This is a genomic window from Streptomyces sp. NPDC048506 (genome assembly GCF_040651315.1).
Taxonomy (GTDB): Bacteria; Actinomycetota; Actinomycetes; order Streptomycetales; family Streptomycetaceae; genus Streptomyces.
Map to the genome: position 1 here is coordinate 62,901 of NZ_JBEZIX010000038.1, position 23,609 is coordinate 86,509.

Consider the following 23,609-nt stretch of genomic DNA (forward strand, 5'->3'; position numbering starts at 1 on the left):
CGTCACCGAGGTGGAGAGCCCCAGCGATCGCCCCGCCGGCAGTTCACCGCGATGAAGTCAATTACCTGTAGAAAGGGGCCTGGGCCTGCGCAGCAGCCACTGCCCGAACGTCCGGCGCCCGGGCCGCACCACCACGCGGCCGTGAGCCTTCTGGCCGACCAGTTCCACCCGCAAAGTGACCGCCGTATCAGGGTTCGTCGGAGCCTGACGGTGCTTGATTTTGCTGTGTGCCAGCTGCAAGCCATCAGTATCGACCACGACGCCTGGCCTTGTGATAAGCGTCAGGGTCTTCCCTGTCATGCCCATCTCGATCCGCAAGGTGTCGTGCGTGATTACGGCGTCAGTGAAGTCGAGCGTCACCTTGCAGTACGTCACCGCGAGTTCCAGCGTGCGCGGCACCACCCAGTGCCCCACGCGCTCGACCGCGCCGCTGTGGACCTGTTCGATCCGGACTACGTCCTTGACCTCTGCCCCAGTTGGGCCGATGGCAGGCAGGTCGGCGGTGAGCGGGGTCAGTTCGCTCAGAGTCCGCGCCGACAGGGCAGCTTCCAGGCGCTCGTCCAACTCGTCCGTGCTCAGCAGGCCGTCCCCCGCCGCGATACGCAGCACATCCGCCACCCGGTCCCGGTCTGCGTGAGAGGCTCGCAGCTCGGGCGACGAGCTGGGGCTGGATCGCTTCTCGGTGGGCGACATCTCTCCCGACATGCTTCCGTCCTGGTCCCCTCGAACGTCTCCGCGCAACGCAGGTAGCGGCGCGAGTGCAAGACTAGCGCTATATCGCGATACGGATCCCGGTTGCCCCATCGCCGAGAGCCGATGGCCGACGTCGATTCTCAGCTGCCGGTCAGGTCCACATACCGCATCTGCGACCCGGGACCGATCGTCTCGGTAGACGTCTCGGCGGCGACGCCCGGCTCGACTTCGGGGGCAACGGCGTCTGGCCGGTCCGTTGGTTCGGCTGGTGGCGTCGCGGATGGGGGCGCCAGGGGGCTGGTGCGCGGTCCCGGAGCACGGTCGGCTGATGCATCGGTGGGCTCGCTCACGCTGCCCACCCCGTTTGCGGCCGTGCTGAGCGTCGGGCGATGACGTCAACCTTCTGCGCGGCCAACGGGAGAGGGTCCGTATCGTGCCGCCGCTTTTCGAATCCAAAGGGTCGATGCGCGAGTGCGAGTGCAGGATTCACGGCTTCCTCCTTCGGGGGAGCGAACTGGTACTGATGCTCCAAAAACGTGGGCGCGGACGGCATGCGGATCACCTGCTTCGCGACCAACACCCCTGACCGGCCGATCGCCGAGCTCGAGCTCCGTCACCGGCTGCGCGCCCGAGCGGAAGACCGGATCCGGGCCGCCAGGACCACCAGACTGCGCAACCTGCCCCTGCACCACACCGCGCAGGACAGGGTCTGGCCGGAGATCGTTCAGATCGCACTCGACCTGCCGGCGTGGATGACCATGCTCGCCCTGACCGGCGCAGCCCGGCTCTGGGAACCCCGCCGACTGCGGTTCCGTCTCTTTGTCCACCAGGATGAAGGAGTAGCTCTCGGCGATGACCAACCCGGATGCCACATCCACGACGTCGTCGGTCCCCGGTTCCTCAGCTGAGGACATGCGTCCGCCTCTCTCCGGCTCTCCGCGAAGGTCACGGGGAGCCGGAGACCACCGGAGACCTGCGTCCCACGAGACGACCGTCGCGGGACGGGGCACCAGGGCGACCAGATCATCTGGGACGACGTGCGGCATCCGCGCACACCGGACCGGACCAGTTGAGATCCCGGGCCGCTGCCAGTCTCAGCCGTTCTGGTCGCCGCAGGTCACGAGCACGGCTTGGGGCCAGATCAGGCGAGAAGGGACAACCATGCTCCGTCAGTGCGGGCTGCCCCATCCTCAGCGTCACGAGAAGCCACCGTCTTCCACTCCCATGCCGTCGGTGTCACAGGCATCATGCCAAACGATCACTGACGCGGCGGCCGGGCCTGGCGCGGGTGCTGGGTGCCTGGCGGCGTGATGGTTGCCATAGGAAATTCTCGAAGACCAGGGGCAACTGCCCGGTTTCGCTGAGATTCTCCCCAGCGATTCCCCGGCCGCCACCCGTCGGCCTGCTGCGGATCGTTGGGCGACACGGCCGCACACCCTTACGATCAGCGCCTGCCGCACCGCGCACCCCCATACCGCGACGGCCCTCTTCCTTTCCTGACTTCGCTATTCGATCCAGAAGAAGGCTTCATGAAGCTTCGTCGTGCCTTGACGACGGTCGCCGCGACCGCTGCGCTGCCGCTCGCCCTCACCGCCTGCTCCGGCGGCTCCGGCAGTTCCTCGAAGGACACGTCCGCCCCGTCGGCCAGCGCCGCCGCCCCCGAGACCCGCCTGCTCAACGGCACCCGGCTGAAGTCCCTGCTGCTGCCGGTCGAGGCGCTGCCCAAGGGCTACAAGGCCGACCCGCAGGCCACCCGCGACTCCGGGGGTACCTTGGCCGCCTCGTCGGCGAAGAAGCCCGTCGACTTGGCGAGCGCCTGCCCGAAACTGGAGGCCAGCGCCTGGATCCAGACCAGTGGCATCGAGGGCGCCGGCTTCGCGCAGGGCGACTTCGCCAACGCCTCCCAGGAGGAGTTCAACCAGGAGCTCGACAGCTTCCGGGGCACGGACGCGCAGACGGTTATGAAGCGCCTGGGACAGGTCCTCAAGCACTGCGCGCACTTCACGGACACCTCGGGCGACACCAAGGCTTCGGTGACGATCAAGACCGTGAGCGTGCCGAAGGTGGGCGACCAGACCCTCAAGGCCGAGCTCGTTGCACCCGAGTGGGAGGGCGGCACCACGCTGGTGGCGAGCCGGGTCGGGAACGTCGTCGTCACGACCTTCTACAGCGTCCAGTCCAGCGACAAGGGCGCCGCCGGCCTCGATCTGACCAAGAAGATCGTGGCAGGGGTGCAGCAGGCGAAGTAGCCGGCTGGCCGTGCGGCAGTGCCGCGGAGGGGTTCGGCGGGGCAGCCGCCGCACCCCGGTCTGGCCGGGATGGGCCCATCTGATGGAGGCGCTGGTGCCGGCCCACGACGCCCGTCGCCCTGCCGCCCTGCCGTCCGCGAACTCGTCGCCGTGTCGCGCATGCGCCGCCCTCCACGGGTCAGCTCGAGCAGTTGGCGACCTTGTCCGGCAGCTTTCCCCCGACCAGATACCTGTCGACGGCACGGTCGGTGCACGTGGACGGATGCTCCGAGGCGTACGCCCCGTGTCCCCGGCCCTTGCGTACGAGCAGCGAGCTGTTGTCCAACTGCCGTTGCACCGCCTGCGCGTTGGTGAGCGGAGTTCGCGGATCGTCGGTGTACGAGACCAGCAGCACCGGTGCGGCCCCGGATCCCTTGATCGGCCCGACCACGCCGGTGGGGGCGAGCGGCCACGTCGCGCAGTCGATCATCTGCCAGGCGAAGGAGCGGCCGAAGAGCGGTGATTGTTCGGCGAACGCGTTGGCGGTGTGGAGCATCCCCTTCGGGGACTTCGGCGCTGACGGGGAGTCCAGGCACAGCACCGCCGGCATGCTCATGGACATGTTCTTCTCGGCCTGCTCCTCCTGCGGTGTCGGCCTCTCGCTGTCAGTACCGGGTTCAAAATGCTGGAAGGCGCTCACGTCGCCGTCCAGGGCGGCCGCCAGGGCGTCGGTCAGTTGCTTCCAGCTCTCTTCGTCATTCAGGGCCGTTCTCAGGTACCTGGACAAGGTGGCGTCGGTGAATTCCGCGCCGTCGGCCGCTTGTAGCGGCTTCCGCTCCAGCTCCTTGGCGAACTGGGTGAGCCTCCGCACGACCTCCCCGGCTGTGTCCCCCAGCCGGTCATCGCCGCGCGCGACGAGGTCTCGGGCGTATCGACGCAACGCGCTTTCGGAGATCTTGACGTCGATCATGGTGACCTGCTGCATATCGGCGGCGGGGTTGACCACACCGTCCAGCACCAAACGGCCCACCTTGTCGGGAAACAGCTTCATGTACTGCTGACCGAGGAAGGTGCCGTAGGAAACGCCGGTGTAGTTCAACTTGGCGTCGCCGAGGACCGTACGCAGCACATCCAGGTCGCGCGCCACGCTCACGCTGTCCATGTGCGCGAAAACGGCGCCGCTCGCCCGTTGGCAAGCCCGGGCCTGCTGGGTCGCGTCGGCGAACGCCTTCTCGGCCTCCGCTTCGGTACGCGGCGGGTTCTCGGGCTCCTCCGGCGCACCGTCGGGGCACTTGATCTGCCCGGAACCGGCTATGCCTCGCGGGTCGAAGCCGACCAGGTCGTAGCGGGCCCGAGCCTGTGAGCCGGCGTGCCAGTCTCCGTCGGCCACGAAGCCCGCACCGCCCTCGCCGGGCCCGCCGGGGTTGAAGATCAGAGAGCCCAGCCGACGGCTGGGGTCTTTGGCCCGCACCCGTGACACCCGCAGTTCGATGGTCTTCCCGTCCGGGTCGGCGTAGTCGACCGGCACCTTCACCCAGCCGCACTCCGCACCGGGTACGGCCTTGGGTGTGACGTTCACGCCACAGGCCGTCCACTGGACTCTCTGCTGCGTGAAGTGCGCGGGCAGTGCCGGGACGGAAGTGTTCCCGGCCTTGGCATCGTCGGGCTGGGACGCTGCGGCGCCTCCGACACCGCACACCGTCACCACACAGGTGGTGACGGCCAGCACACCGGCCGTCAAGGATTTGGACTGGCGGGGATTGGGCATCGCCGTTCTCGCTCTCTCGCTACCCCCGCGGGGAAGCATGCTCAGAGTCACGGCAATTGCGCTGTTTCCTCCGTCACAGTCGGATACGGGGCCCACGCAGCGTGGACGGGTGAATGCGTAACGTCATCACCTGGGGGTGGGCGTCACGGCCGGCGAAGATCCAGACCGCTGCGGACCGCATTCCGCATCCCTGGGCGGGCTTGGCAGCCGGACTGGCATACGGACTGTTGCCAGCGGTGCAGTTCTCTCTCCAAGCGGGCCGCCCCTACGCGCTCATCGCGGCCGGTGCTGCGATTTCGACGCCGCTTCTGGTGGCCATCCTTGAGGGACATGACCACCCGCTGCGCTGGGTCGCCTACAGCGCGTCGTCCTGGTGTGCGCGCCGAGCAGGCTGTGGGTCCTCTGCGTCCTGGCTTGCCCGACTTCCATGGTCGCTGTGGCGTGCGCATCGCCGTTGATATGGCTGAGTCGCGGCCAGCCCGGGCAGGTCTCCTGGATACCTCCGCTGACCGGGCACGTGATGATCGGCCCTGCGGTCCTGCTGGCGATCGCAGGCCTGGTGCCGTGGCAGACCGAGCGCAGGCAGGCCGCCTGTTGACGACGGCCACCGGAGTGCCCCTGTTGGCGATGCCCCAGATCAGCCTCGCCGGGATTTCGCCTGCGCCCGGGCCAGCACTTATCTGCAGCGCCAGGCCGACACGCCGTCGCCACCGCGGCTACCTGGGGGTCAGCGCGAAGCGGAGGGCGGTGTGGTCGATGGTGTGGGGCAGTGGGGCAGTGGGGCCGGCGGGGCGAGGGGGAGTCGGGCTCGAACTCGTCGGCGTGCGGCAGATGTTGGGGGGCGCGGTGGAAGAAGGAGCTGTAGAAGACGACGCCGGTGTCGGGCGGGGTGGTGGTGCCGTCGTGCCAGGTGGTCTCCGCGGTGGTGTCGCGGAGGATGGCCAGCGAGGTGGGCCACAGCCGTAGCGACTCCAGGGTGCAGGCTCGTAGCAGGGGTGGTGCGTCGGCGGTGGCCGGCCGGTTGGGTTCGATGCTGTCGATCTCGGTGTGCACCCGGTCGGCGTGTTCGGGGTGGCTGGCCAGGAGGGCGAGGGCGCTGTACGTGGCGATGGCGGCGGCGTCGTAGCCGAAGAGCCAGTGTGGGATCTGCCCCGCGGGTTGGGCCGCTTTGGGGCATGGGGTGGCGGCGACCAGGGCGGCCAGGCTACCGATGCTCGTGCGGGTGGCCGTGGTGGCATATCGCTGTCACTCTCAGGCTCGTGGTTGGGGCAGTGCGGGAGGTTGGGGAGTTTCGGCGGTGGGGGGCGCTGGCCGGGCAGGTCGGTGGGCGGGGTGGTGGGCTCGGCGGCTGTGGCCTGGTCGTTGTCCAGGCCGAGGTGCAGGTGGAGCAGGGTGGTGAGGCCGTCGATGGTGCGGCCGCTGCGCAGGAGTTCCATCGGGGGATGTCGATGTTGAATTGATGGCGTAGCGCCATCAGGAGTTCGGTGGCCATGAGGGAGTCGAGCCCGTATTCGTCCAGCCTGTGGTGCGGATCGAGGGCGTCCGGGTCCATCTGCATGACGCCGGCCAGCAGTTGGGTGATGGCGGCCTGTAGCGCGACGCGCGTCTCTTCCGGCGGAAGGCAGGCCAGTTGGGCGAGGAGCTCCTCGTGGGATCGGCCGCCGGTTCTCGCCGTGCGACGGCATCAGCAGGCTGTGGCGCGGGAGGCCGAGGGCGGAGACGAATGCGAGGGCCCGGCCCCGGTTCAAGCGAGAGACTCCGGCCACCGGGGTGTCGCGGGTGAGCAGGTCGTTCATGGCGGCGAAGGCGTCGCGGAGGTTGAGGGGTTCCAGGCCGATGGTGGAGAGTTGGGCGGTCAGGTCGTTGCGGATGACGTATCCGGTTTCGCCGAGTGCGCCCCAGACGATGGCTTGGGCGGGGAGTCCGGCTGCGCGCCGTTGCCGTACTAGGGCTTCGAGGAAGAGGTTGCCTGCGACGTAGGGGGCTTGGTGCAGGTTGCCAACGTAGGCGCTGTCGGAGGAGATCAGGAGGAACAGGTCGAGGTTACGGTCGCGGGTGAGTTGGTCCAGCACGAGTGCGCCGCCTGCTTCGGGGGCCAGTACGGCGGTGTCGATCCCCTCGGGTTGTGGAGATCTTTCAGGCGGCCGACTCCACGGCGGGGTCGGCCTGGTGGTTTCGTTCGTAGTCGATCGGGCTCCGGTATCCGCATACGCTGTGTAGCCGTCGGGTGTTGTAGAAGCCGGTGATCCAGGTGTGCCAGCCGGTCGCGGCTCCAGGCCGCGAAGCGGCCTCCGGGAAACCGTGGCGGCTCATTCACTCGGCCCATGGGATCGCCCCTGCCTTCTCGCACCAGTCAGGCCGATATCGTCGGCAGCGCGGCCAGGAGCCGGTGGGAGCCCGGGGGGCGCCCGCCGACCGTGTGGTCACACCCTGTCGTCGCCGGCGTGCGTGCCCCAGTCGTGGGCCCCGTACGCACCGTAGTTGCGGGTGAAGGGCAACTTGGCAAGCAGCTTGGCGATCACGAGGCACTACTCTCGCTTGCCTTCAGCGCCATGTGCCATACGTTCATTTTTTTCATACATGGCACATATGTCGTATTTTGGGGCATCGATCGCGCGCGTGGATACAAGGCGCGCGCTTGCAGTGCCGGGCCCGCAAGCACGCCAACGTCGCCCTGGTGCCGGCCGTCGGTGCCGCCCCCCGGCCACGAGGTGTGGCGGCGCCGGGCACCTCAAGACCGGCGGCACCAACGCCCCGAAGGAACGGAACGGGTTTCGCGCGAACCGGTCACCTCGCACCTCGGGAAGGCGGCGGGTTGGCGAGCTGTGACCACTGCCGATAGTGGCCGACGACGGCACCGATCGGGCGCTGTCCGCCTACAGGCCGGGCAGCTGGAAGCCGTTCAGGTACCAGAACGCCGCCGAGTACCAGGCCAGGGCGACCACCGTGACGAGCGCGCCACCGGCGAGCGGGAGCGCCCAGCCCGGCCAGCGGCGGTGGCGCACCACGATGACCTTGGCGACGAAGGCCCCGTAGAGAAAACAGCCCGCGAGCGAGTGCAGGGCCTGGCGGGGCCCGGTCAGGCTGACGCCGTAGGCGATGATGCACTGCCGGGCGATCGGGACGGAGAGCAGGAAAGCGACCACACCGATCAGGCGGTGCACGGTGCCCACCCGGTGCGGCGCGGCGCGCAGGCCGGGCAGCCGGCCGTACATCCACAGCGCGAGGAGCAGCTGGATCAGGGCCAGTCCCATCAGTGCGCTGCCCAACTGGGTCTTGAGCAGGACGACGGCGTGGGGACCGTGCGCCGCGAAGAGGCTGTGTCCGCGCTCCGGGGTGTGTACCAGGCCGTACCAGACCAGGGCGGCGGTCACCGCCAGGGGCAGCAGCAGCCACAGCAGCCCCAGGAACTGCCGGGGTTCGGTGCGGAGGGTCAGGCGTTGCACGTGATCACCCGCCGCCGTCGGCGTTGTCGCCCCGAGGAGCGCCGGCCCGAGTGGACGCAGAGCGCCGCGGGCCGGTGATCAGAAAGCCGCCGAGCGCGGTCACGGCACCGACGGCCTCGGCGATCGCGCTGGCGGTCTTATCCGGCCACCAGACCGGCTCGTACATGTTCGGCAGCGGACCGAGCGGGCCCACGTTCACGTACCGATAGAGCAGCACGGCGCCCAGGGCGGAGACGGACACCAGGAAGGCGAACGCCCACACCGGCCGCCGGCGACCGAGGAGCAGGACCAGCAGCGCGGCCAGGGACGCCACGGCGGCTTCGAGGCGGAACAGCGTTCCCTGGCTGATCTGCTGCCCGACCGGGTCAAAGGCAGCGGCGAGGCCGGCGTGCACGTAGGCGTTCACGGCCAGTGCGGCCGCGGTCACCACTTGGAGCAGCACGCGCGCGACCGTGCGCCGGCCGATGGCGGTGCGGTGCGGGCGGGCGCCGGGTTCGGGAGCCATCGCTACTGCCCGGTCGCGGTCGCGGTCGCGGTGGCGCTGCCGGGGGCCGGCGACGCCGGGCCCTTCCCGCCGACCTGGAGGTGGGTGTCCATGCCGAGTTCCCGGTGTTTGCCGATGGGACACCACAGCTCGTAGCTGCCGGCCTTGAGGGGGACGGTGAGCCGCGCCCGGCCGCCGGGCGGGACGGTCGAGGTGTGCGCATCTGACACGCCGGGCCCCGCGACGGCCAGTGCGTGTGCCACGGCGCCGGCGTTGTCCACGACGAACGTGACGGTCCCCGCGGCTGCCTGGGCCGGCGAGAGGGCCAGTGAATACTCCTTCATCGTGACGGTGATCGTCGTGGCCGGCTTCGCGCTCGGACTCTGGGTCGGGGCCGGGGTCGAACCGCTGGAGCACGCAGTGGCGGCGGTCAGCGCGATGAGCGCCAGGAACTTCGCTCCGTCGCGGGCGGGGCGCGGAGATCCGAAGCAGTGCACGGCCATGTTTGGGGGCCTCCCTTCCGCGACGAGACTGGCTCACGTTCTCGGCCGCGCCAACGTCGACACTCTCCGAGGGCGGGCCATCACCCGATCGGTCCACCGAGGCCACCATCAGCAGTGAAGGGGCCGCAGCCCGAACCGCGACCGGTGACCGACTGCCCCATGTAGGCGAAAGTCGAATCCGAAGCGGCACGGTGATGAGGCTGGGGCGCCCAGCCCCCAGGGGCCACTCACCGGCTGGTACTGGTGCGCTTGTTCCGCTTTGACGGACACCATTGGTGTGGTGGTCAGGCTGCGAGTGCGGTCTCGTGGTCGGCGGGACTCCGGTAGCCGAGGCTGCTATGCAGACGGTGCAGGTTGTACCAGCTCTCGATGACCCCGTTGCCCAATTGCCTATGCGGCGAGGTCGAGGGCGGCGAGGTGTGATGTCCGAGTGGGGGCGAGCGGTTGCCCGGTCCACCAGGCATCGAGGCGGAGCAGGTTGACGGCAGTGGCTGTGAGAACGTGTGCGAGGGCGGTCTTCCGTAGTCCTGTATAGCGGGTTCTGCGAGCGCCGGCTGCTGTGACCGGCTGGTGGATTGTGCCTTCCACGCCGGAGCGGATCGCGTAAACCGTCTTCCATTCCTCGGTGGCCTGCTCGGCGCGGACGCGTTCGAGGACAGCGTCTTGATCTTGTGGACGGACGGTGAGCTGCTGACCGTAGCGTGTCGAGTTGGTGCACTGAGCACGGGAGGGGCAGGGTGCGCAGGTCTCGGTGGCGAAACGGATCCGGATCGCAGGTCGCTTGTTGTTGTCGAGGCCCTCGGTCCAGTAGCGGCTGTGGGCGCCGTCGGGGCAGATTGCCCGGCGAGCGTCCCAGTCGATGCTGAAGGACGCCTTGTCGTAGCCGGTTGCTTGGACTGTGCGGCGGGTCATGGGCCGGACCGGGCCGATGACGCGGACACCTCGCTGGCTGGGCGCCAGCCGAGACCAGGCAGCGGCAACAGCACGCCCTCGCGGCGTAACGATCAAGTGTCCGAGATCACGGGGAAACTTCACCTTGCGTGCTGGGTCAGCTTGAGGACGCGGTGGTGATGCGGGTAGACGAACGCGAACCCGACTTCGGTGACGGCGCGGAGCGCGATCATGTCGTTGTTGAACATGACGTCGGTGGAGATGTCGAGGCGTTCGAGGCGCCCGAGAACGGCGTAGATCATCTCTTGCGGGATGGCCCATACGGTGCCGGGTTCGACCGCGCGGCAGGTGCGCAGCGGTACCCCGAAGACGGTGCGGCGGCCGGGCTGGCTGGCGTCTATGCCGAGTAGCGGCCGGTTGCTGGTCTTCTCGTCCTTGAGCTGCGCCAGCAACAGGGCGTCGTCGGGGTGGGTGACGAACGCGGTAACCGTGATGCCGTGGTTCTCGGCGTTGTACTGGGCCGACGCGAACGCATAGAGGTTGCCGTACCCCGGCTGTGCGTTGATCACGGTCACGTCCCTCAGGGACATGAGCCCGGCGGAGCCGGGGCGGGGAGGTTGCCGAAGAACGCCTGATCCACGCGCACAGCCAGCGAGCGGGCAAGACCTTGGCGGACGACTTCGGTTACATCGGGGTTGGAGCCCAGCCCCATCTCGTTCGTGATCGTGGTGATGCCGGCAACCTTCGACTTGACCACGCTGATCCCGGCAAGCTGCGGGTCTCCGCATGATCGGGTCACCCTCGTTGACCCACGCGGAGGGCGGGTCGTCCGTGACGATCGGGAAGTCGGTCCGGTGCGCGTCGGTGGCCAGCACTGTGTGCGTTTCAGGTGACGGATGCTCAGCGATGGCTGGGCCCGCCGGTCAGTCGATGCCTTCGATGATGCGGAAGTCGCGCCCGACGCCGTCGGGGAGGGCCACCAGCGCCTTCTGGTATGCCTCGCTCTCGTATGCCGCGACGGCCTGTTCAAAGCTGTCGAACTCGATCAGAACGACGCGTTGCGTGATTCCGGCCTCGTGGGCGACGACTCGACCGCCACGGGACGGGATCCGGGACAGGACGCGCCCGCCCCCAGCCTGGACAGCCGGACCGGCCAGCTGGTCGTAGGCAGTCAGCCTCTCAGGGTCGGAAATGGCGGGGTAGACACTGACCCAGTAGCCCTTAGGCATGGAAACCTCCTGTGTTCGGCCGGACACGTCTGACTTCGAATTGACACTCAGATCGATCGATCCCGGCATGCGCAGGTTAGGGCTTGATGTGCGGTCGAGGGAAAGACCGGTACGGGATAGACTCAGAACGGATCGTTATCAATCGGCAGGGAGGGCACGTGGCGCCGGATACGGTGAGCCTGCGGTACTTCCTGGTGCTGGCGCAGGAGTTGAACTTCACCCGCGCGGCCGCACGGATCGGTATCGCACAGCCCGCACTCAGCGCCCGGATGCGCCGATTGGAGGCGGAACTCGGTACGGCCCTGCTGGTCCGCAACACGCGCAGCGTCGTATTGACCACGGCCGGTGCGGCTTTGGCGGAGTCCGCGCCGCCCGCGCTGGCGGCGCTGGATCGGGCATGGGACACCGCCCGGAGCGCGGCGGCCGGTGAACTGGGCACGCTGCGCATCGGATACAGCCTCAGTGCCGGGGCCGAGACGGCACCGGCCCTGGTGGACAGGCTGATTCGCGGCAACAGCGGACTCGAGGTCGGCGCGGTCCCGATGGCGACACCGGAGATCTCCCCCGCGGTCGCCGACGGCCGCATCGATGCCGGGATCACCCGCGGTGAACAGCCGGGCCGTGGCGTGCGCCGGTTCCTGCTGCGGCGTGCGCGCATCGGGGTCCAGCTGGCGCAGCACCATCCGCTGGCCGAACACCCGGAGATCGAGATCGCCGACGCGGCCGCGTATCCGCTGCGACTCCCGGACCGTGCGGCCAACCCCGTGATCCACGATCAGCTGTCCGCACTGTTCCGAGACACCCGACCACACCCCCGATTCCACACGCCCGCAGTCTCCTTCGACATGTCTCAGCGCGACCTGCGCGACGGGGTCACTCTCGCCCCGGCCGGAGAAGCCGCGGCCACGGCACAACCGGCCGGTCTCACCTGGCGACCGCTGCGGGGCGCGCCCAGCCTGACGATCCACCTGGTCCTCCCACGCGAGCAGTCGCCACTACACCGCCGCATCCGTGCCGTCGCCAAAACCCTGGCGCACGAGCTGCACTGGCTGCCGGACTGACGCGCAAGAGGTCAAGCGAGACGGACGTCTGCGGTGGCGAGGCCGAAGACCCTGCGCCCGGCGGACTTCGCGGTGATGACGACGACGGCGGTCTTGCTGAATGTCCGACACGACCTCGCTACGCCGGCGGATCAGCATCCGAAAGCCTGAGCACGAACGCGCCTTCGAGGTACCTGCCGAGCGGCTGTACCAAGCACTCCAACGGACCCGAGCCGACTGGGCTGCCGACTGCGCGCGATGGCACCGAGACCACGAACTTGCCTAACAGACCCTTGGATATCACTCAGGCAAGTTCGCTCCGGAGTACTTGCCTGACTTGCCTGACACCTGCTGGGCACCCTAGATGACGAGCTCAACGAAGAAGTCCGCGAGATGCGGCTCGTCCCAGACCCAGACCTCCACGCCGTCGACACAGGCCTGAAGCCCCTCGGCGCGTGCCTCGACAGCGAATCCGATGCCACTCTCGTCAGGTCGGTAGCGCTGCGTCAGGCGGAGGACGGTCCCAGGGCCGTCCAGGCAACGGACTGTCACTTCGGGAGGTTCGGCTGCTTGGGCATCGGGGGTACTCATCGCCGAAGGATAGGCCGCTGAGCGGCGGCCGTCACCGTGGTTGTTCGGGCAGCCGGCCAGCGTCGACGCGGTCGGCCAGGTAGATCATGGTGGCTTCGGGGTCCATGCCGAACGCGGCAGCGACGAGTTTGGGGTCCATGGTGTTGACCAGGTCGACAAGCCGGGTGCTGCGGATCATACGGGGCGGGACGCCGCACGGGTCGAGGACGTGGCTGATATAGGCGGTGGACGCGGATCCGCGTCCGGCCTTGGTGCCCTTGGTCACCATCACATGCGGGTTCTCGGTCCGCTGGCCGCCACGATGGGCGAGGCATTTCTGCACTGCGGTCCAAGATGCCGGGTCCAACGGCACCGGATGCGGGCGGTCGCCGAGTCGGACGGTCCGAGCGTGATGGTCGACGGCCTCGACGGTGAGGGTGCGGACCTCTTTGCTGGAGGCGCCGTGCAGGAGCGCAAGCAAACCGAACACGGCTTCGTGGGGGTGGACATCGGGCCCGAGGGTCCAGCGGCGGAATAGGGCCCGCTGTTCGTCGAGGGCCAGGGTCCGGCCTCGGAAGCCGCGGTTGCTCGGCAAACCAAGCCCCCGCGTCGGATCGACCAGCACGACCCTTCGTGAGCGTGCGAAGCGGAAGAACTGCCCGAGCACGATCAGGCGCCGGGCGCGAGACTTGGGCAGCGTCGCCAGGAACGCCTCCAGGTCATGGACGTCGACCACCGCCCAGTCACGCTTGGCCCGTTGCTCGGTGAGGAAACAGGCCAGGTCCCGCACGACGGCGAGAGTGGTCTCGACAGTGGAGTCGGCCCGGGGCCGGGTTCCCGCGCGTCGGGCCCGTTCACGGGTGTTGAGTACGAACGCGGCGAACGCCTCCACAGTCGGTCGCAGAGGTTCGGGGACGGCGTCGATGCGCCGTCGGCGGCGGCCGTCCGCGAGGCGTTCGCACTGGTCGGTGGGCAGCGCGAGGCGCCGCGTCGTGAATAAGTCCTCCAAGGCGCGTGCGAGGCTGCCCATGGAACGTCCCGGGCGGCGGGCGCGTTCGAGGAGGGCTTGGGGATGCGTGGGTCCGCCGTCGGCCAGGAGCCGTCCCAGGCAGGTGAGCATGGTGCAGGCACGGCCGGGGCAGTGCCGCGCGGCCGCATGGGCGGCGAAGTCCCGCAACCAGTCGGGGTGTTCCCCCAGCCGCGCGATGAGGTTGTCGACGTGCACGAACGGCCGGTCGGGGTGGCGTTGCCAGCACGCGGAGCATAGGCCGAGACCGGCGTGACGGCGGACCTGCCCGCATTCGACGCACGGACGAGGCGGCTGCTTGGCCTGCCGGGGGCGCGAGCAGTGGCCGCACCATCCGGTGTCCTCGCGCAGATATCCCGGCCGTCGGCATCGCGGACACGGTTGTTGCGCGGCCTGTTGTTCGGCCTTGCGGCGGCAGTCCCGGCATTGCTTCGTGGTCTTGCCGCGCACCGGGTGACCACAGTCGACACAGGTCCGCGAGCAGGTGATGCACCGGCCGGTATCCGGCTGGACGATCCGCTGGTTGCCGCACCCCGGGCACGTTGACCGGGCTGCAACGTCGGCGCGGCGGGCGGTGCAGCGGCAGCACAGTTCGCGGCCGATAATGCCGACCGGCGCCCCGCAGCCGGTGCAGTGGCGCTGGCGCTTCCCCATGGTGTTGTGTCCCCGTCACATGGGCGGCATGGATCGGCCCCGCGGGGCCCCGGCGACGGCCTTGAGTGGCTCGGCCACTGGCCGCGTGGTCGGGGCTGGCTGTTCCACCGGGGTGGTGTCGACCTCGAAGAGGTCGTTGGGGGTGCACTCCAGCGCGGTGCACAACGCGATGAGGGTCGACATCTTCACCTGGGAGGGTTCCTTGGTGAACAGCGCGGACACCGACGCGGACGACAACTTCAGGCCCGCGCGTTCGGCCAGCAGTCGCTGCAACTGCGTCCCGGTCCACACCTCACGCTGGGCTGCGGCCATCCGCAGCCGCCACCGGATCTTCACGCGCCGGCCTCCCCGCTGGCGAGTTCGCCGAGGGTGGTGGCGACCGCACGGCGGTAGGCGTCCTCGATGAACGTCGCCGACGGGCGGACATATCGCATCGTCGATCCGACGGTCCAGTGTCCGAGGAGCTGCTGGATCGCAACCAGGTCGACGCCGCGCTCGTAGTTGTGCGTCGCGCAGGCCCGCCGCAGCGCGTGCGGGCTGAACCGGTCCTGGGCGGGTCGGCCCTCGAGCTCCATGAGATAGCGCAGCCGGTTGCGGATCGTCCCGCGGTGCAGCGGACCGCCGGACTCGTCGGCGAACAGCACCGGGGAATCAGGGAACTTGCCCCGCACATCGTCGAGGAACCAGCGCAGAACCAGATCGAGCCCGTCCAGCATCGGCACCCAGCGCGGACGCGGACCCGATGTCCGGGCGCCCTTGCCGAACCGCACGTGCAGCTTCCCGAATGGTCCCCGGGAGAAGTGCACGTCCGGCCGGTCCAGCAGCGATGCCTCCTCTGAGCGCAGCCCGGCGTGATACAGCGTCCGGAACAACGCGTAGTCTCGCGCGGCCGGCGCATACTTGCGGGCGGTGGCGATCCTGGTTTTGAGGAACTCGAAGAACTGGTCGACCCGTTCCGGCAATGGCGGCGGCAGCAGGGCCGGGGAATCGTCGCCGACATGCCGCGACGCGTTGAACTCGTCGACGGGGCAGACCAGCCGCGCTCCGAACCCGGCCTCGATCTCGGCAGCTTTGCGCGCCTGCAGGAACCGGTGGAAGCCCTTGAAGGTCTGCACATACTCACGTCGCGTGGACGCTGCCCGGCCGGCAGTCGCGAGGTCGCCGACCACCCGGTCGATGTCCTCCGGCGTTACCTCCCACGCCGGACGTCCGAGTGCGGTCAGCGTCCGCTCCAGCAGCCCGAGGTCGTTCTCCACGGTCACCGGGCTGAACCCGCGGGCCCGCCACGACGCGACGAACGCCTCGACGCACTCCGCCTGGAACTCCCACGGATCGGGCGTCACCGGCCCGGCGCACACCCCGCCGCCCTCGATCACCCTCAGACCGGACGCCGCCCTTACACCTTCCTCGCACCCGGCGGATCAAGGCGGCACCTTGAGAAACCGCCCTCCACCGCGAGGATCAACGAGAAGCCCAGAACAGGGAAACGGCCTGCCCACACGACCAACCCCGACGAGGGAACAAGTGCCAGCCCCAGATGGCTGGACGAAGAACTTCACCGATCCCCGGCTCTGCGCGACCATCGTCGACCGCCTGACCTTCAACGGCACGATCATCGAGACCGGCACCGACTCCTACCGGCTCGCCTCCACCCGAGCCCGGGTGGAGGAACCCGCCAAGGCTGGCTGAGAAGCTGTCCAGCTCAAGCCCCGCGGGCGAGCTCCTGAAGCTCCATGAGCCCCATCGCCCCCACGAACTCGATGGGGCTCATGTCCGATCTGAGTGCCTGACTGGGACGTGGGACGAGTCCTTCGCCCAGCTTGGCGTATTCCGCCGTCGCGGTTTCGACACGCCACACCACCTGGTCGGGGCTCCAGTGCTGGCGGAGGCGTTCGATCGCGCCCATCAGCGCGGGGATCCCCCACGCGACGAACGTGAACTGGTGGGTTCCCGTGGAGACCCCGATCTGCCTCGTGATCCCCCAAGAGGTATCGCGCACCCCAGAAATGACAGGCAGGAAGATACTGAACCGGCCGCAGGCGCGATTGGCGAAATGTGAGCAGAAGACGAGCCGGTAGTTCGTCCCGTGCAGCTGCCCACCGATCGCCTCCGATCCTTGCATGCGGATCGTCCACATCAACAGGTCGCGGGAGTAGCGTGTCAGGCCAGCCTCATCGACCCTTACGACGGCGTTCGCCTTCTTGGGGTCCGGGCCCATCAACAGCTTCTGACACCCTGCAGGCCCCACCTCGGCAGTCCCGCTGCCCTCACGGGCGGCGGACTGTCCCACGAAGTGACGTCATTTCTCGTGAACATTCATGGCCCCGCCGACCGCCCATCGCCCAGGCCGATGGATAAACGCTGCTGCTTGAAGTGAACGAAGCCAGCCGACCAGCTACGCCAGTACGAGCGGGCGGGCAAGGCGTTCGCCGCTCTGAGGGAGGAAGCGCGCCAGCGAGCACAGACGGGCGCGCACCAGTCCGAACGGCTGTGGCGAGTCGCCAGCGGGCTGGAGTGCGCCGCGGCGTCGATGAGCTGGAATGCGGGCATCGTTGGTGCATGGCATGCGCCCCACACAGAAGACACTGATGATCACCCCTTCGGGGCGGGGCGCTCAGTCGTCGGCGATCTGCAAGGCCAGCGCGAAGTGCTCACCGTCCGTCCCTGCGAGCAGGCTGTCGAACAGAGGGGTGAGCCCGTTCACTGCGCCGCATTCGGCGTCGTGGTTGGTCCACCAGCTGGCCTCCGATCCGAGCAGGGACACAACCCGTTCCGCCGCGCGCTCGGCGCTTTCGATGGGCAAGTGCCGGTGACTCGGCCAGAGCAGGTCGACGGCCGCGACCTGGGCCAGGAACGAGGCGGTCCTGTGCGTCTCCACCGGTTCCAGCGCGGCGCAGATCTCAGGGACGGACGGCGGAGCGTACCCGGCCAGGAAGCGCCGCCAAGCCTCGTCCGCCGCGATCGCGACCAGCAGTGTGTGGATGCGGGCCGCCAGCTCTGGCAGGTCGGCTTCCGGCTCAGTGAAGCGTCCAGCCGCCACGTACACCCGCATCGGCGTGGACAGCTCTGCCATGCCGGCTTGCAGCTCGGCCAGGACCCCCATGGACGTCACAGCGTGATTCTGCCGTAGGCCCCGCCCGCTCCTTGCCCGCGGCGAACCGGCTCCGGACGCCCGCGCACCAAACCCGACCGGGTGGTGGCGGACAAGGCCTACTCGTCGAGGAAGATCTGCCATCTGCTGCGGCGTCGAAGCATCAAGACGGCCATCCCCGAGCGCCGGAACCAGATCGCCAATAGAGCCCTCCGCGCGGGCAGGGGTGGCCGGTCGCCGGCCTTCGACATGTCCGCCTACCGGGGGTGGAACGTTGTCGAGCGGCGCTTCTCCTGGTTGAAGCAGTTCCGCGCCGTGGGAACCCGGTTCGACAAACTGGCGGCCCCCTACCGGGCCGGGGTGATCATCGCAGCGCTGACTCTCTGGCTCAGGGCGGACGGCTGATCGCCGGAGTCAGTCCGAGTTGAACCACACCAGTACTGCCGGGCCATCCGGCGTGATCACCGGCACCCAGGCCTCATCGGCCTCACGGATCCGGCTCTCGTCCAGGCGCAGAGGGCGCGGCTCCTCGGCGGTCCCATCGCATGCCCAGTAGCGGATGGCTCCGATGATCTCGCGGAGCCTTTCCCGCTCGTCATCCGGCCACGCGTAGTTCCAGGTGCCGGCACCACAGAAGTCCTTCTCGAACAGCTCGCGCAACGCGTCCAGCTCATCAGGGCCGAAAAGCGGCACCAAGAAGCCCTCGACCTGCCCCTGCCGACAGGCGGTTCCGCCGTACTGCTGCTGATAGAAGACCCCCGTCTTCGCCTCGACCACCACATACAGCCAGCCACCAGCACTCATGCCGTCAGGATCGAGGAAGACGAAACGTCGAGAGCTCATGGCCGCAGTCTTCCGGCCGCTGACCACGAGCTCAACGACAATTTCCACGTCGGCGCGCTGGCACACGGCATAGTTTGAGTCAGGCCCACGCCGGAACGGGCAACACTGTGCGGGTGGCGGCGCATGTGTCCCCGTACTGTTCTGAGTGCTCCACCAGGTCCGGAGAAATGTGCACCAGTCTCGGAGGGAAGGTCGTGCTCAGACCAGGGTGGAGATGCAGAACGGGTGGCCTGCGGGATCCAGCAGGACCCGCCACCGGTCGGGGTCCGGCTGGGATTCGGGCTTGACGGCTCCCAGAGCGCCTCTTGCCGTTGGGCTAGAGGTTGTCCCGTAGTGGGGTGTGAGTTACCGGGTGAAGGCCAGGGTGTGGTCGGGAGATGCCGAGCATGGCTTGGTGAACGCCGTTTCCTTTGAGGCGGCAGTCCCGCGGGATCTTCCGGTTCAGGGGGGACACGGCGTGTTCCACTCTGGGGCGGGCTCGGCGATGGACGGTGTTCTCCACCTCCTGCTGCGGGCTGGGTAGTTCTTGCGGGCCGGCGAGATCGCCGGCAGAGGTGCTGAGGTGATCGAGGATTCTGTCAGCAGCGGACTTCGAGACTCCGAACAGCGGAGCCACCTGCCACAACGTGAGGTTCGTGGGCCAATACCTCGCCACCAGTAGCACGCTGTCCGCCAACGGCAGCCGCCAAGGCCGGCTCCGTTGAACGTCGCCACCACGATGATGGAGATCCTGGACGTCAACATCGAGGTCCTGGACCTGGCCGGCTGCCGCTGCCCGGTGAAGGCGAAGGGGGCCCAGTCGAAGGTCTGCCGTCGTGGCGCCGCCCGTGTGGAGTTCGTGCTGGAGACGGTGCACTGGGATGCAGGAGCGGCCCGGCTGCTGCGGCGCCGTACCCGAGGGCCGGTCTTCGTCACCCACCGGCGTCCCGGCCCCGGCAAGGCGCTCTCCGCGCGGGACGTACGCCCGGACACCGGCCTGGCCCGTCTGTCCTACGGGCAGGAGCGCGCGCTGCTGGGCCAGCACACCGCCCTGCGCGGGCCCGGCACCGGTTGGGACCTGCACGAGTGGCGCCACTTTGGGCTGGCGCATCTGGGCGAGCAGGGCGTGTCTGAGCTGATGCTGATGGCAAAGGCCCGGCACAAGAGGGCGGAGAATGTCCGCCGCTGCTTCAAGCCCTCCCCTGAGGCGATCGCGGGGCTCACCGGCCTGCTTGCGCCCGGCGACGGCCGACGCTGAGGCCCCGTTTCGGCGCGGACCGTTGCCCGCTGCGCGTCAGGTTCGGCGTGGCCGCCGTTGCAGGACGTCGGCGAGCACCGTGGTCACCAGCTTGTTGACGGTTGCCGTGGTCGGTGGGTCGGGGTCGCGGTCTGCGAACAGGAGATGCCCGCCTCCGACCAGGGAGAGGGTGAGTGAGTCGATGTCGGCGTCGGCCGAGATGCGGCCCATTGCGCGCTCGTCGGTCAGGTAGGCGGAGACCGCGGTCGCGACCTGGGCGAGGATCGCGATGCCGCCTTTGGGCCTGGCTTGCCGCAGCCGCGCGCGCAACTCGTCCCGGAAAGTGATGAGCGGGATGATCGCCACGGGAACCGGTCCGAACAAGGTGATCAGCGCGCCGGTGAGGTTGTCGGCCACGGTGCCGGTGCCGACGGTCTCGCGCAGCGCATGCGCTTGCGTCTCAAGCTGTGCGGCCCGGTCGAGTACGAGATCGGTGAGGAAGGCGTCGAAGTCGGCGAAGTGCCGGTGCAGGACGCCTTTGGCGCAGGCTGCCTCGTCGGTGACGGCCCGGCTGGTCAGCCCGTTCGGGCCGTCCCGCAGCAGCACGCGTTCGGCGGCGTCGAACAACTGCTGCCGCGCGTCGCGAAGGTGTACCCCGGTCGGCACTTACAGATCCTCTCGTGGGCCAGGCTCCTGGCATCCGTTGGCATGTGGGCGCTTGCCCACTAGAGTGAACGCATGCCCACTTTACCGCGAGAGCAACCCGAACCGGCGCAGCCGCATCAGGCTCGACAGACGGCCGAATCGTTCGGCACGGACGCGCAACGCTACGACCAGGCCCGACCCGGCTACCCCGATGACCTGGTGGCGCGTATCGTCGCCGGGAGCCCGGGGCCTGACGTGCTCGACGTCGGCTGCGGCACGGGCATCGCGGCCCGTCAATTCCGGGCCGCCGGTTGCGCCGTGCTCGGCGTCGAGCCGGATGCGCGGATGGCCGACTTCGCGCAAGTCCGCGGCCTGGAGGTCGAGGTGGCAACCTTCGAAGCCTGGGAGCCGGCTGGCCGAGTGTTCGACGCATTAGTCGCCGCCCAGTCGTGGCACTGGGTGGACCCGGTCGCCGGCGCCGTGAAGGCGGCCCAGGTGCTGCGTCCGAACGGGCGCCTGGCGATCTTCGGGCACGTATTCGAGCCGCCTGCCGAGGTGGCCGAGCCGTTCGCGGCGGCTTACCGTCGGGTGGCGCCCGACTCCCCGTTCAGCAATCAGCCGGCGCGACGTCCGATCGACATGTACCAAGCGGGGTACGCGAAGATCGCCGACAAGATCCGCGAGACCGAGCAGTTCAACGACCCGGAACAGTGGCGATTCGACTGGGAGCAGTCCTACACGCGCGACCAATGGCTGGACCTGCTCCCCACCACCGGCGGCCTCACCCGACTTCGTCCCGATCAGCTGGCCGAGATACTGAGCGCAGTCGGCCATGCCATCGACGCTCTGGGCGGCCGCTTCACGATGCACTACACCACTCTGGCGACCACCGCCGTACGCGCCGGCACTGCTTGATCCGCTGCCGCACGGTCGCGCGGGCCCGCGCACGTTACGCGTCCTCGGGCACGCCTGGATCACGTAGCGGGCGCAGGCCTGGCCGTGGAAGATCTTCCGGGCGAGGGAGTGCCGGCCCTCCTGGGGGTTGTCTGGCTCTTGATCTGCTGCCGGTAGCCGGGCTCGTCGCCCAGGCGCAGGATGTGCGGGGTCATCGTGATCCGCTCGTGGTGCGCGACGGCGTCGCCGAGCGGGGTGGGGCGACATGTCTGTGTTGATGACTCCGATGCGCGCGGCGTGCTCCAATCCAGGACGATTTTGCCTGACGAGCACTCGCGGGCGGTGGCGAAGGCGTCCTCGTACTGCTCGTAGCAACCAGCACGCACGGCGCACGTTGCGGTCGGCAGCGCAAGGTGGCACCAGGGCATGAGGCGTGGCCGCCCAGCCTCTTTGTGGTAGCTCCTCCTGTCAGTTGGTGTCCGGGTGTCGTGGTGCCAGGTTCCTACGTTCCCGGCCCACACCTGAGGGAGGCGTCCGGCCTACGGGCGTGTGCGTTCCAGTTGGCCCGCGAGTTGGAAGAGGTGTCCTCTCTGCCGTAGGCGGCGGCGAACTGCATGCCGATCGGTATTCCGGTGGCCGGGTCGTGCTCTGGGGTGCGTATTGAGTCGTGATCAATTTGCGGCATGTGCCTTCGCGGTGGGCCCGATCCGATAGATCGTCTTGGGTGACGTGAGCGCAACTGATGGACGGGGAGTGGGAGTCCATCGGGCCGTACCTGCCGATCGGCGAGTGCGGCACCCGTACCCCGGGGGCTGCGGCAGCAGTTCGAGGGCGTGATCTGGCGGTTCCGGACGGGTGGGCAGTGGCGGGAGATGCCGACGGAGTTCGGTGCCTGGTCGACCGTCCACAACCGCTTCCGGCAATGGCGTGACGCCGCTGTTTTCGAGGTCCTGCTGGAGGGGTTGATCGCGGAGGCCGCGAAGCGGGGTGAGGTGGACCTGTCGCTGGTCAGCGTGGACTCCACCACTGCCCGGGCCCACCACGACGCGGCCGGGATGCACCCGGCCCCCGACACCGTGGCCGCTCTGGAGAAGGCCGCCGCCGAGGAGGAGAAGGCCAGGTCAAAAGGGGCAGCTTCGAAGAGCAAAGCGGGCAGGACGTCGAAACCGATCCCGCGCGGGAAGAACGACGGCGTATCCGGCATCAGCGAAGACTCCGACTGAAGGCCGCCCTCCTCGGAGGCTCCAGAGGTGGGCAGACCAGCAAGGTCCACCTCGCCGCCGACCGCAAGTGCCGCCCGCTGGCAAGACCCCCGACAGCTACCTCGCCGGCCTCCACCTACGCGCCTCGATGATCTGGATCAAAGTCCCTACTCGGACCGCTCGTTGATCACGACTCGATCCGTGCCCTGGCTGTGGTGACCCGAGACGTCGCGGACTGCGGCGTGTCGGTGTGAGCTGGGAGGGACTGTGGGGCGGGGCGGTGTCGGTCACGACCACCCCGGTCAGCCGGTGAGCGGGCGGTGAGCGTGCGGTGAGCTCTCGCCGCCACTGTTGCTCCATCGCCGGGTCCACCGAGGACCGGCCACGGGAGAGGAGCGGGCCATGGCCATGCTGACCGGCAAGACGGCATTGGTGACGGGCGGATCGCGGGGAATCGGCCGGGCGGTCGCCCTGCGACTGGCGGCCGAGGGCGCGACGGTCGCCGTCCACTACAGCAGCAACGAGGACGCGGCCAAGGAGACCGTGGCGAGGATCGAGGAGGCCGGCGGCCGGGCGTTCGCCGTCCAGGCCCGGTTCGGCGAAGACGGCGCCGTGGACCGACTGTTCGAGGGCCTGACCACAGGGCTGGCGAGCCTCGGTGGTCTCGGCCTGGACATCCTGGTCAACAACGCGGGCATCTTCTCGGGCAACTCGATCGCGCAGGTGACACCGGAGGAGCTCGACAGGCTGTTGACCATCAACGTCAGCACGCCGTTCTTCGTGGTCCAGCGCGCGTTGCCGTTGCTCAACGACGGTGGCCGGATCATCAACATGGGCTCGACGGCCAGCCGGTTCGCCGTTTCCACGCAGATCGGCTATGTGATCACCAAGGCGGCGCTGGAGTCGATCTCCCCGTCGCTGGCCAATGAGCTCGGCAGCCGGAGAATCACGGTGAACACCGTCGCACCCGGCGCGGTGCGGACCGACATGACCGCCGACTACACCTCCATCCCCGAGGTGGCTGCCGGTCTCGAAGCGATCACCGCGCTCGGGCGGATCGGCGAGCCCGAGGACGTCGCCGACGTCGTGGGCTTCTTGGCGGGCCCGCAGGGCCGGTGGGTGACCGGACAGACCGTCGACGTCTCGGGCGGGATCTATCTGGGCCCGATGGCTCACGCATGATCA

General features: G+C 68.7%; 23 protein-coding genes and 9 pseudogenes. 9 read left to right on the plus strand and 23 right to left on the minus strand.

What is annotated here, in order from left to right; genetic code table 11:
- Nucleotides 1-57: 57 nt before the first annotated feature.
- Nucleotides 58-705 carry a DUF1707 domain-containing protein gene (locus tag AB0C96_RS27970; RefSeq protein ID WP_362920989.1) on the minus strand — a complete coding sequence of 216 codons (648 nt, stop codon included), beginning with the start codon at nt 703-705 and terminating at the stop codon, nt 58-60.
- 530 nt (nt 706-1,235) lie between these two features.
- On the opposite strand from AB0C96_RS27970, the pseudogene AB0C96_RS27975 reads away from it, so the two are divergent.
- Nucleotides 1,236-1,514, plus strand: a pseudogene (locus AB0C96_RS27975) (transposase); the annotation flags it as partial.
- Nucleotides 1,515-2,222: 708 nt separating this feature from the next.
- Nucleotides 2,223-2,942: a hypothetical protein gene (locus AB0C96_RS27980; RefSeq protein WP_362920991.1), complete on the plus strand. Its 720-nt coding sequence runs from the start codon at nt 2,223-2,225 to the stop codon at nt 2,940-2,942.
- Between the two features lie 178 nt (nt 2,943-3,120).
- Here AB0C96_RS27980 and AB0C96_RS27985 read toward each other — a convergent pair whose 3' ends face one another.
- The 11 genes and pseudogenes from AB0C96_RS27985 to AB0C96_RS28035 form a co-directional block, all read right to left on the minus strand.
- Nucleotides 3,121-4,689 (minus strand): alpha/beta hydrolase, encoded by a 1,569-nt coding sequence (locus AB0C96_RS27985; RefSeq protein ID WP_362920992.1) that lies wholly within the window; start codon nt 4,687-4,689, stop codon nt 3,121-3,123.
- A 273-nt stretch (nt 4,690-4,962) separates the two neighbouring features.
- A complete protein-coding gene (locus tag AB0C96_RS27990; RefSeq protein ID WP_362921044.1) occupies nt 4,963-5,901 on the minus strand; it encodes a cytochrome P450 in 939 nt (312 codons plus the stop codon).
- The gene (locus AB0C96_RS27995) at nt 5,894-6,319 is read right to left on the minus strand and encodes an acyl carrier protein (RefSeq protein WP_362921046.1); all 426 of its coding nucleotides are present in this window, start codon (nt 6,317-6,319) and stop codon (nt 5,894-5,896) included. The genes AB0C96_RS27990 and AB0C96_RS27995 overlap by 8 nt, the downstream gene beginning before the upstream one ends.
- Nucleotides 6,320-6,587: 268 nt before the next feature.
- Nucleotides 6,588-6,965: pseudogene (locus AB0C96_RS28000) on the minus strand (ketoreductase domain-containing protein); the annotation flags it as partial.
- A 600-nt stretch (nt 6,966-7,565) separates the two neighbouring features.
- A complete protein-coding gene (locus AB0C96_RS28005) occupies nt 7,566-8,135 on the minus strand; it encodes a DUF6529 family protein (protein WP_362920993.1) in 570 nt (189 codons plus the stop codon).
- 4 nt (nt 8,136-8,139) lie between these two features.
- Nucleotides 8,140-8,640 carry a hypothetical protein gene (locus AB0C96_RS28010; protein ID WP_362920995.1) on the minus strand — a complete coding sequence of 167 codons (501 nt, stop codon included), beginning with the start codon at nt 8,638-8,640 and terminating at the stop codon, nt 8,140-8,142.
- Between the two features lie 2 nt (nt 8,641-8,642).
- On the minus strand, nt 8,643-9,122 hold the full coding sequence (locus AB0C96_RS28015; RefSeq protein WP_362920996.1) for a cupredoxin domain-containing protein: 480 nt from the start codon (nt 9,120-9,122) through the stop codon (nt 8,643-8,645).
- A gap of 390 nt (nt 9,123-9,512) precedes the next feature.
- A complete protein-coding gene (locus AB0C96_RS28020; RefSeq protein ID WP_362920998.1) occupies nt 9,513-10,034 on the minus strand; it encodes a transposase in 522 nt (173 codons plus the stop codon).
- Between the two features lie 119 nt (nt 10,035-10,153).
- Nucleotides 10,154-10,582, minus strand: a complete 429-nt coding sequence (locus AB0C96_RS28025; protein ID WP_362921000.1) for a phage major capsid protein — start codon at nt 10,580-10,582, stop codon at nt 10,154-10,156.
- A gap of 11 nt (nt 10,583-10,593) precedes the next feature.
- Nucleotides 10,594-10,770, minus strand: a complete 177-nt coding sequence (locus tag AB0C96_RS28030; protein WP_362921001.1) for a hypothetical protein — start codon at nt 10,768-10,770, stop codon at nt 10,594-10,596.
- A 166-nt stretch (nt 10,771-10,936) separates the two neighbouring features.
- Complete coding sequence (locus tag AB0C96_RS28035) at nt 10,937-11,242, minus strand: DUF1330 domain-containing protein (protein ID WP_362921003.1); 306 nt, start codon at nt 11,240-11,242, stop codon at nt 10,937-10,939.
- Nucleotides 11,243-11,400: 158 nt separating this feature from the next.
- Between AB0C96_RS28035 and AB0C96_RS28040 the strand changes: the two genes are divergently transcribed.
- The gene (locus AB0C96_RS28040) at nt 11,401-12,303 is read left to right on the plus strand and encodes a LysR family transcriptional regulator (RefSeq protein WP_205361464.1); all 903 of its coding nucleotides are present in this window, start codon (nt 11,401-11,403) and stop codon (nt 12,301-12,303) included.
- A gap of 339 nt (nt 12,304-12,642) precedes the next feature.
- On the opposite strand, the gene AB0C96_RS28045 is transcribed toward AB0C96_RS28040, so the two are convergent.
- The 4 genes from AB0C96_RS28045 to AB0C96_RS28060 all read right to left on the minus strand — a co-directional run bounded on the left by AB0C96_RS28045 (nt 12,643) and on the right by AB0C96_RS28060 (nt 15,909).
- The gene (locus tag AB0C96_RS28045; RefSeq protein WP_362921005.1) at nt 12,643-12,873 is read right to left on the minus strand and encodes a DUF6228 family protein; all 231 of its coding nucleotides are present in this window, start codon (nt 12,871-12,873) and stop codon (nt 12,643-12,645) included.
- A gap of 31 nt (nt 12,874-12,904) precedes the next feature.
- Nucleotides 12,905-14,077 (minus strand): integrase, encoded by a 1,173-nt coding sequence (locus tag AB0C96_RS28050; protein ID WP_362921007.1) that lies wholly within the window; start codon nt 14,075-14,077, stop codon nt 12,905-12,907.
- A 471-nt stretch (nt 14,078-14,548) separates the two neighbouring features.
- Nucleotides 14,549-14,869, minus strand: coding sequence for a helix-turn-helix transcriptional regulator (locus tag AB0C96_RS28055; RefSeq protein WP_362921009.1), 321 nt, complete (start codon nt 14,867-14,869; stop codon nt 14,549-14,551).
- Nucleotides 14,866-15,909, minus strand: a complete 1,044-nt coding sequence (locus AB0C96_RS28060) for a tyrosine-type recombinase/integrase (protein WP_362921011.1) — start codon at nt 15,907-15,909, stop codon at nt 14,866-14,868. The genes AB0C96_RS28055 and AB0C96_RS28060 overlap by 4 nt, the downstream gene beginning before the upstream one ends.
- A gap of 163 nt (nt 15,910-16,072) precedes the next feature.
- On the opposite strand from AB0C96_RS28060, the pseudogene AB0C96_RS28065 reads away from it, so the two are divergent.
- Nucleotides 16,073-16,222: pseudogene (locus AB0C96_RS28065) on the plus strand (ATP-binding protein); the annotation flags it as partial.
- Nucleotides 16,223-16,235: 13 nt separating this feature from the next.
- Here AB0C96_RS28065 and AB0C96_RS28070 read toward each other — a convergent pair.
- Both AB0C96_RS28070 and AB0C96_RS28075 read right to left on the minus strand, forming a co-directional pair.
- On the minus strand, nt 16,236-16,751 hold the full coding sequence (locus tag AB0C96_RS28070; protein ID WP_362921013.1) for a hypothetical protein: 516 nt from the start codon (nt 16,749-16,751) through the stop codon (nt 16,236-16,238).
- Between the two features lie 396 nt (nt 16,752-17,147).
- Complete coding sequence (locus tag AB0C96_RS28075) at nt 17,148-17,636, minus strand: hypothetical protein (RefSeq protein ID WP_362921048.1); 489 nt, start codon at nt 17,634-17,636, stop codon at nt 17,148-17,150.
- A 41-nt stretch (nt 17,637-17,677) separates the two neighbouring features.
- On the opposite strand from AB0C96_RS28075, the pseudogene AB0C96_RS28080 reads away from it, so the two are divergent.
- Nucleotides 17,678-18,029: pseudogene (locus AB0C96_RS28080) on the plus strand (transposase); the annotation flags it as partial.
- 9 nt (nt 18,030-18,038) lie between these two features.
- On the opposite strand, the gene AB0C96_RS28085 reads toward AB0C96_RS28080, so the two are convergent.
- The 3 genes and pseudogenes from AB0C96_RS28085 to AB0C96_RS28095 form a co-directional block, all read right to left on the minus strand.
- Nucleotides 18,039-18,515 (minus strand): DUF6210 family protein, encoded by a 477-nt coding sequence (locus tag AB0C96_RS28085; protein WP_362921014.1) that lies wholly within the window; start codon nt 18,513-18,515, stop codon nt 18,039-18,041.
- 150 nt (nt 18,516-18,665) lie between these two features.
- A pseudogene (locus AB0C96_RS28090) lies at nt 18,666-18,764 on the minus strand (VOC family protein); the annotation flags it as partial.
- A gap of 19 nt (nt 18,765-18,783) precedes the next feature.
- Nucleotides 18,784-19,182: pseudogene (locus tag AB0C96_RS28095) on the minus strand (transposase family protein); the annotation flags it as partial.
- A gap of 9 nt (nt 19,183-19,191) precedes the next feature.
- Here AB0C96_RS28095 and AB0C96_RS28100 point away from each other — a divergent pair.
- Nucleotides 19,192-19,704: pseudogene (locus tag AB0C96_RS28100) on the plus strand (site-specific integrase); the annotation flags it as partial.
- Nucleotides 19,705-19,740: 36 nt separating this feature from the next.
- Here the strand turns inward: AB0C96_RS28100 and AB0C96_RS28105 are convergent.
- Entirely contained in the window at nt 19,741-20,349 is a 609-nt protein-coding gene (locus AB0C96_RS28105) for a TetR/AcrR family transcriptional regulator (protein WP_362921016.1), read from the minus strand.
- 72 nt (nt 20,350-20,421) lie between these two features.
- On the opposite strand from AB0C96_RS28105, the gene AB0C96_RS28110 reads away from it, so the two are divergent.
- Nucleotides 20,422-21,243, plus strand: a complete 822-nt coding sequence (locus AB0C96_RS28110) for a class I SAM-dependent methyltransferase (RefSeq protein ID WP_362921017.1) — start codon at nt 20,422-20,424, stop codon at nt 21,241-21,243.
- Between the two features lie 75 nt (nt 21,244-21,318).
- Here the strand turns inward: AB0C96_RS28110 and AB0C96_RS28115 are convergent.
- A pseudogene (locus AB0C96_RS28115) lies at nt 21,319-21,497 on the minus strand (Tn3 family transposase); the annotation flags it as partial.
- 467 nt (nt 21,498-21,964) lie between these two features.
- Between AB0C96_RS28115 and AB0C96_RS28120 the strand changes: the two are divergent.
- Both AB0C96_RS28120 and AB0C96_RS28125 read left to right on the plus strand, forming a co-directional pair.
- Nucleotides 21,965-22,528, plus strand: a pseudogene (locus AB0C96_RS28120) (transposase); the annotation flags it as partial.
- A gap of 298 nt (nt 22,529-22,826) precedes the next feature.
- Nucleotides 22,827-23,606, plus strand: coding sequence for an SDR family oxidoreductase (locus AB0C96_RS28125; RefSeq protein ID WP_362921018.1), 780 nt, complete (start codon nt 22,827-22,829; stop codon nt 23,604-23,606).
- Nucleotides 23,607-23,609: the final 3 nt, after the last annotated feature.

Coding starts and splice junctions, on each gene's coding strand:
- AB0C96_RS27970 (WP_362920989.1), bottom strand. CDS start 705: ATGTCGGGAGAGATGTCGCCCACCGAGAAGCGATCCAGCCCCAGCTCG.
- AB0C96_RS27980 (WP_362920991.1), top strand. CDS start 2,223: ATGAAGCTTCGTCGTGCCTTGACGACGGTCGCCGCGACCGCTGCGCTG.
- AB0C96_RS27985 (WP_362920992.1), bottom strand. CDS start 4,689: ATGCCCAATCCCCGCCAGTCCAAATCCTTGACGGCCGGTGTGCTGGCC.
- AB0C96_RS28010 (WP_362920995.1), bottom strand. CDS start 8,640: ATGGCTCCCGAACCCGGCGCCCGCCCGCACCGCACCGCCATCGGCCGG.
- AB0C96_RS28015 (WP_362920996.1), bottom strand. CDS start 9,122: ATGGCCGTGCACTGCTTCGGATCTCCGCGCCCCGCCCGCGACGGAGCG.
- AB0C96_RS28020 (WP_362920998.1), bottom strand. CDS start 10,034: ATGACCCGCCGCACAGTCCAAGCAACCGGCTACGACAAGGCGTCCTTC.
- AB0C96_RS28035 (WP_362921003.1), bottom strand. CDS start 11,242: ATGCCTAAGGGCTACTGGGTCAGTGTCTACCCCGCCATTTCCGACCCT.
- AB0C96_RS28045 (WP_362921005.1), bottom strand. CDS start 12,873: ATGAGTACCCCCGATGCCCAAGCAGCCGAACCTCCCGAAGTGACAGTC.
- AB0C96_RS28070 (WP_362921013.1), bottom strand. CDS start 16,751: ATGGGCCCGGACCCCAAGAAGGCGAACGCCGTCGTAAGGGTCGATGAG.
- AB0C96_RS28075 (WP_362921048.1), bottom strand. CDS start 17,636: ATGGGGGTCCTGGCCGAGCTGCAAGCCGGCATGGCAGAGCTGTCCACG.
- AB0C96_RS28110 (WP_362921017.1), top strand. CDS start 20,422: ATGCCCACTTTACCGCGAGAGCAACCCGAACCGGCGCAGCCGCATCAG.
- AB0C96_RS28125 (WP_362921018.1), top strand. CDS start 22,827: ATGGCCATGCTGACCGGCAAGACGGCATTGGTGACGGGCGGATCGCGG.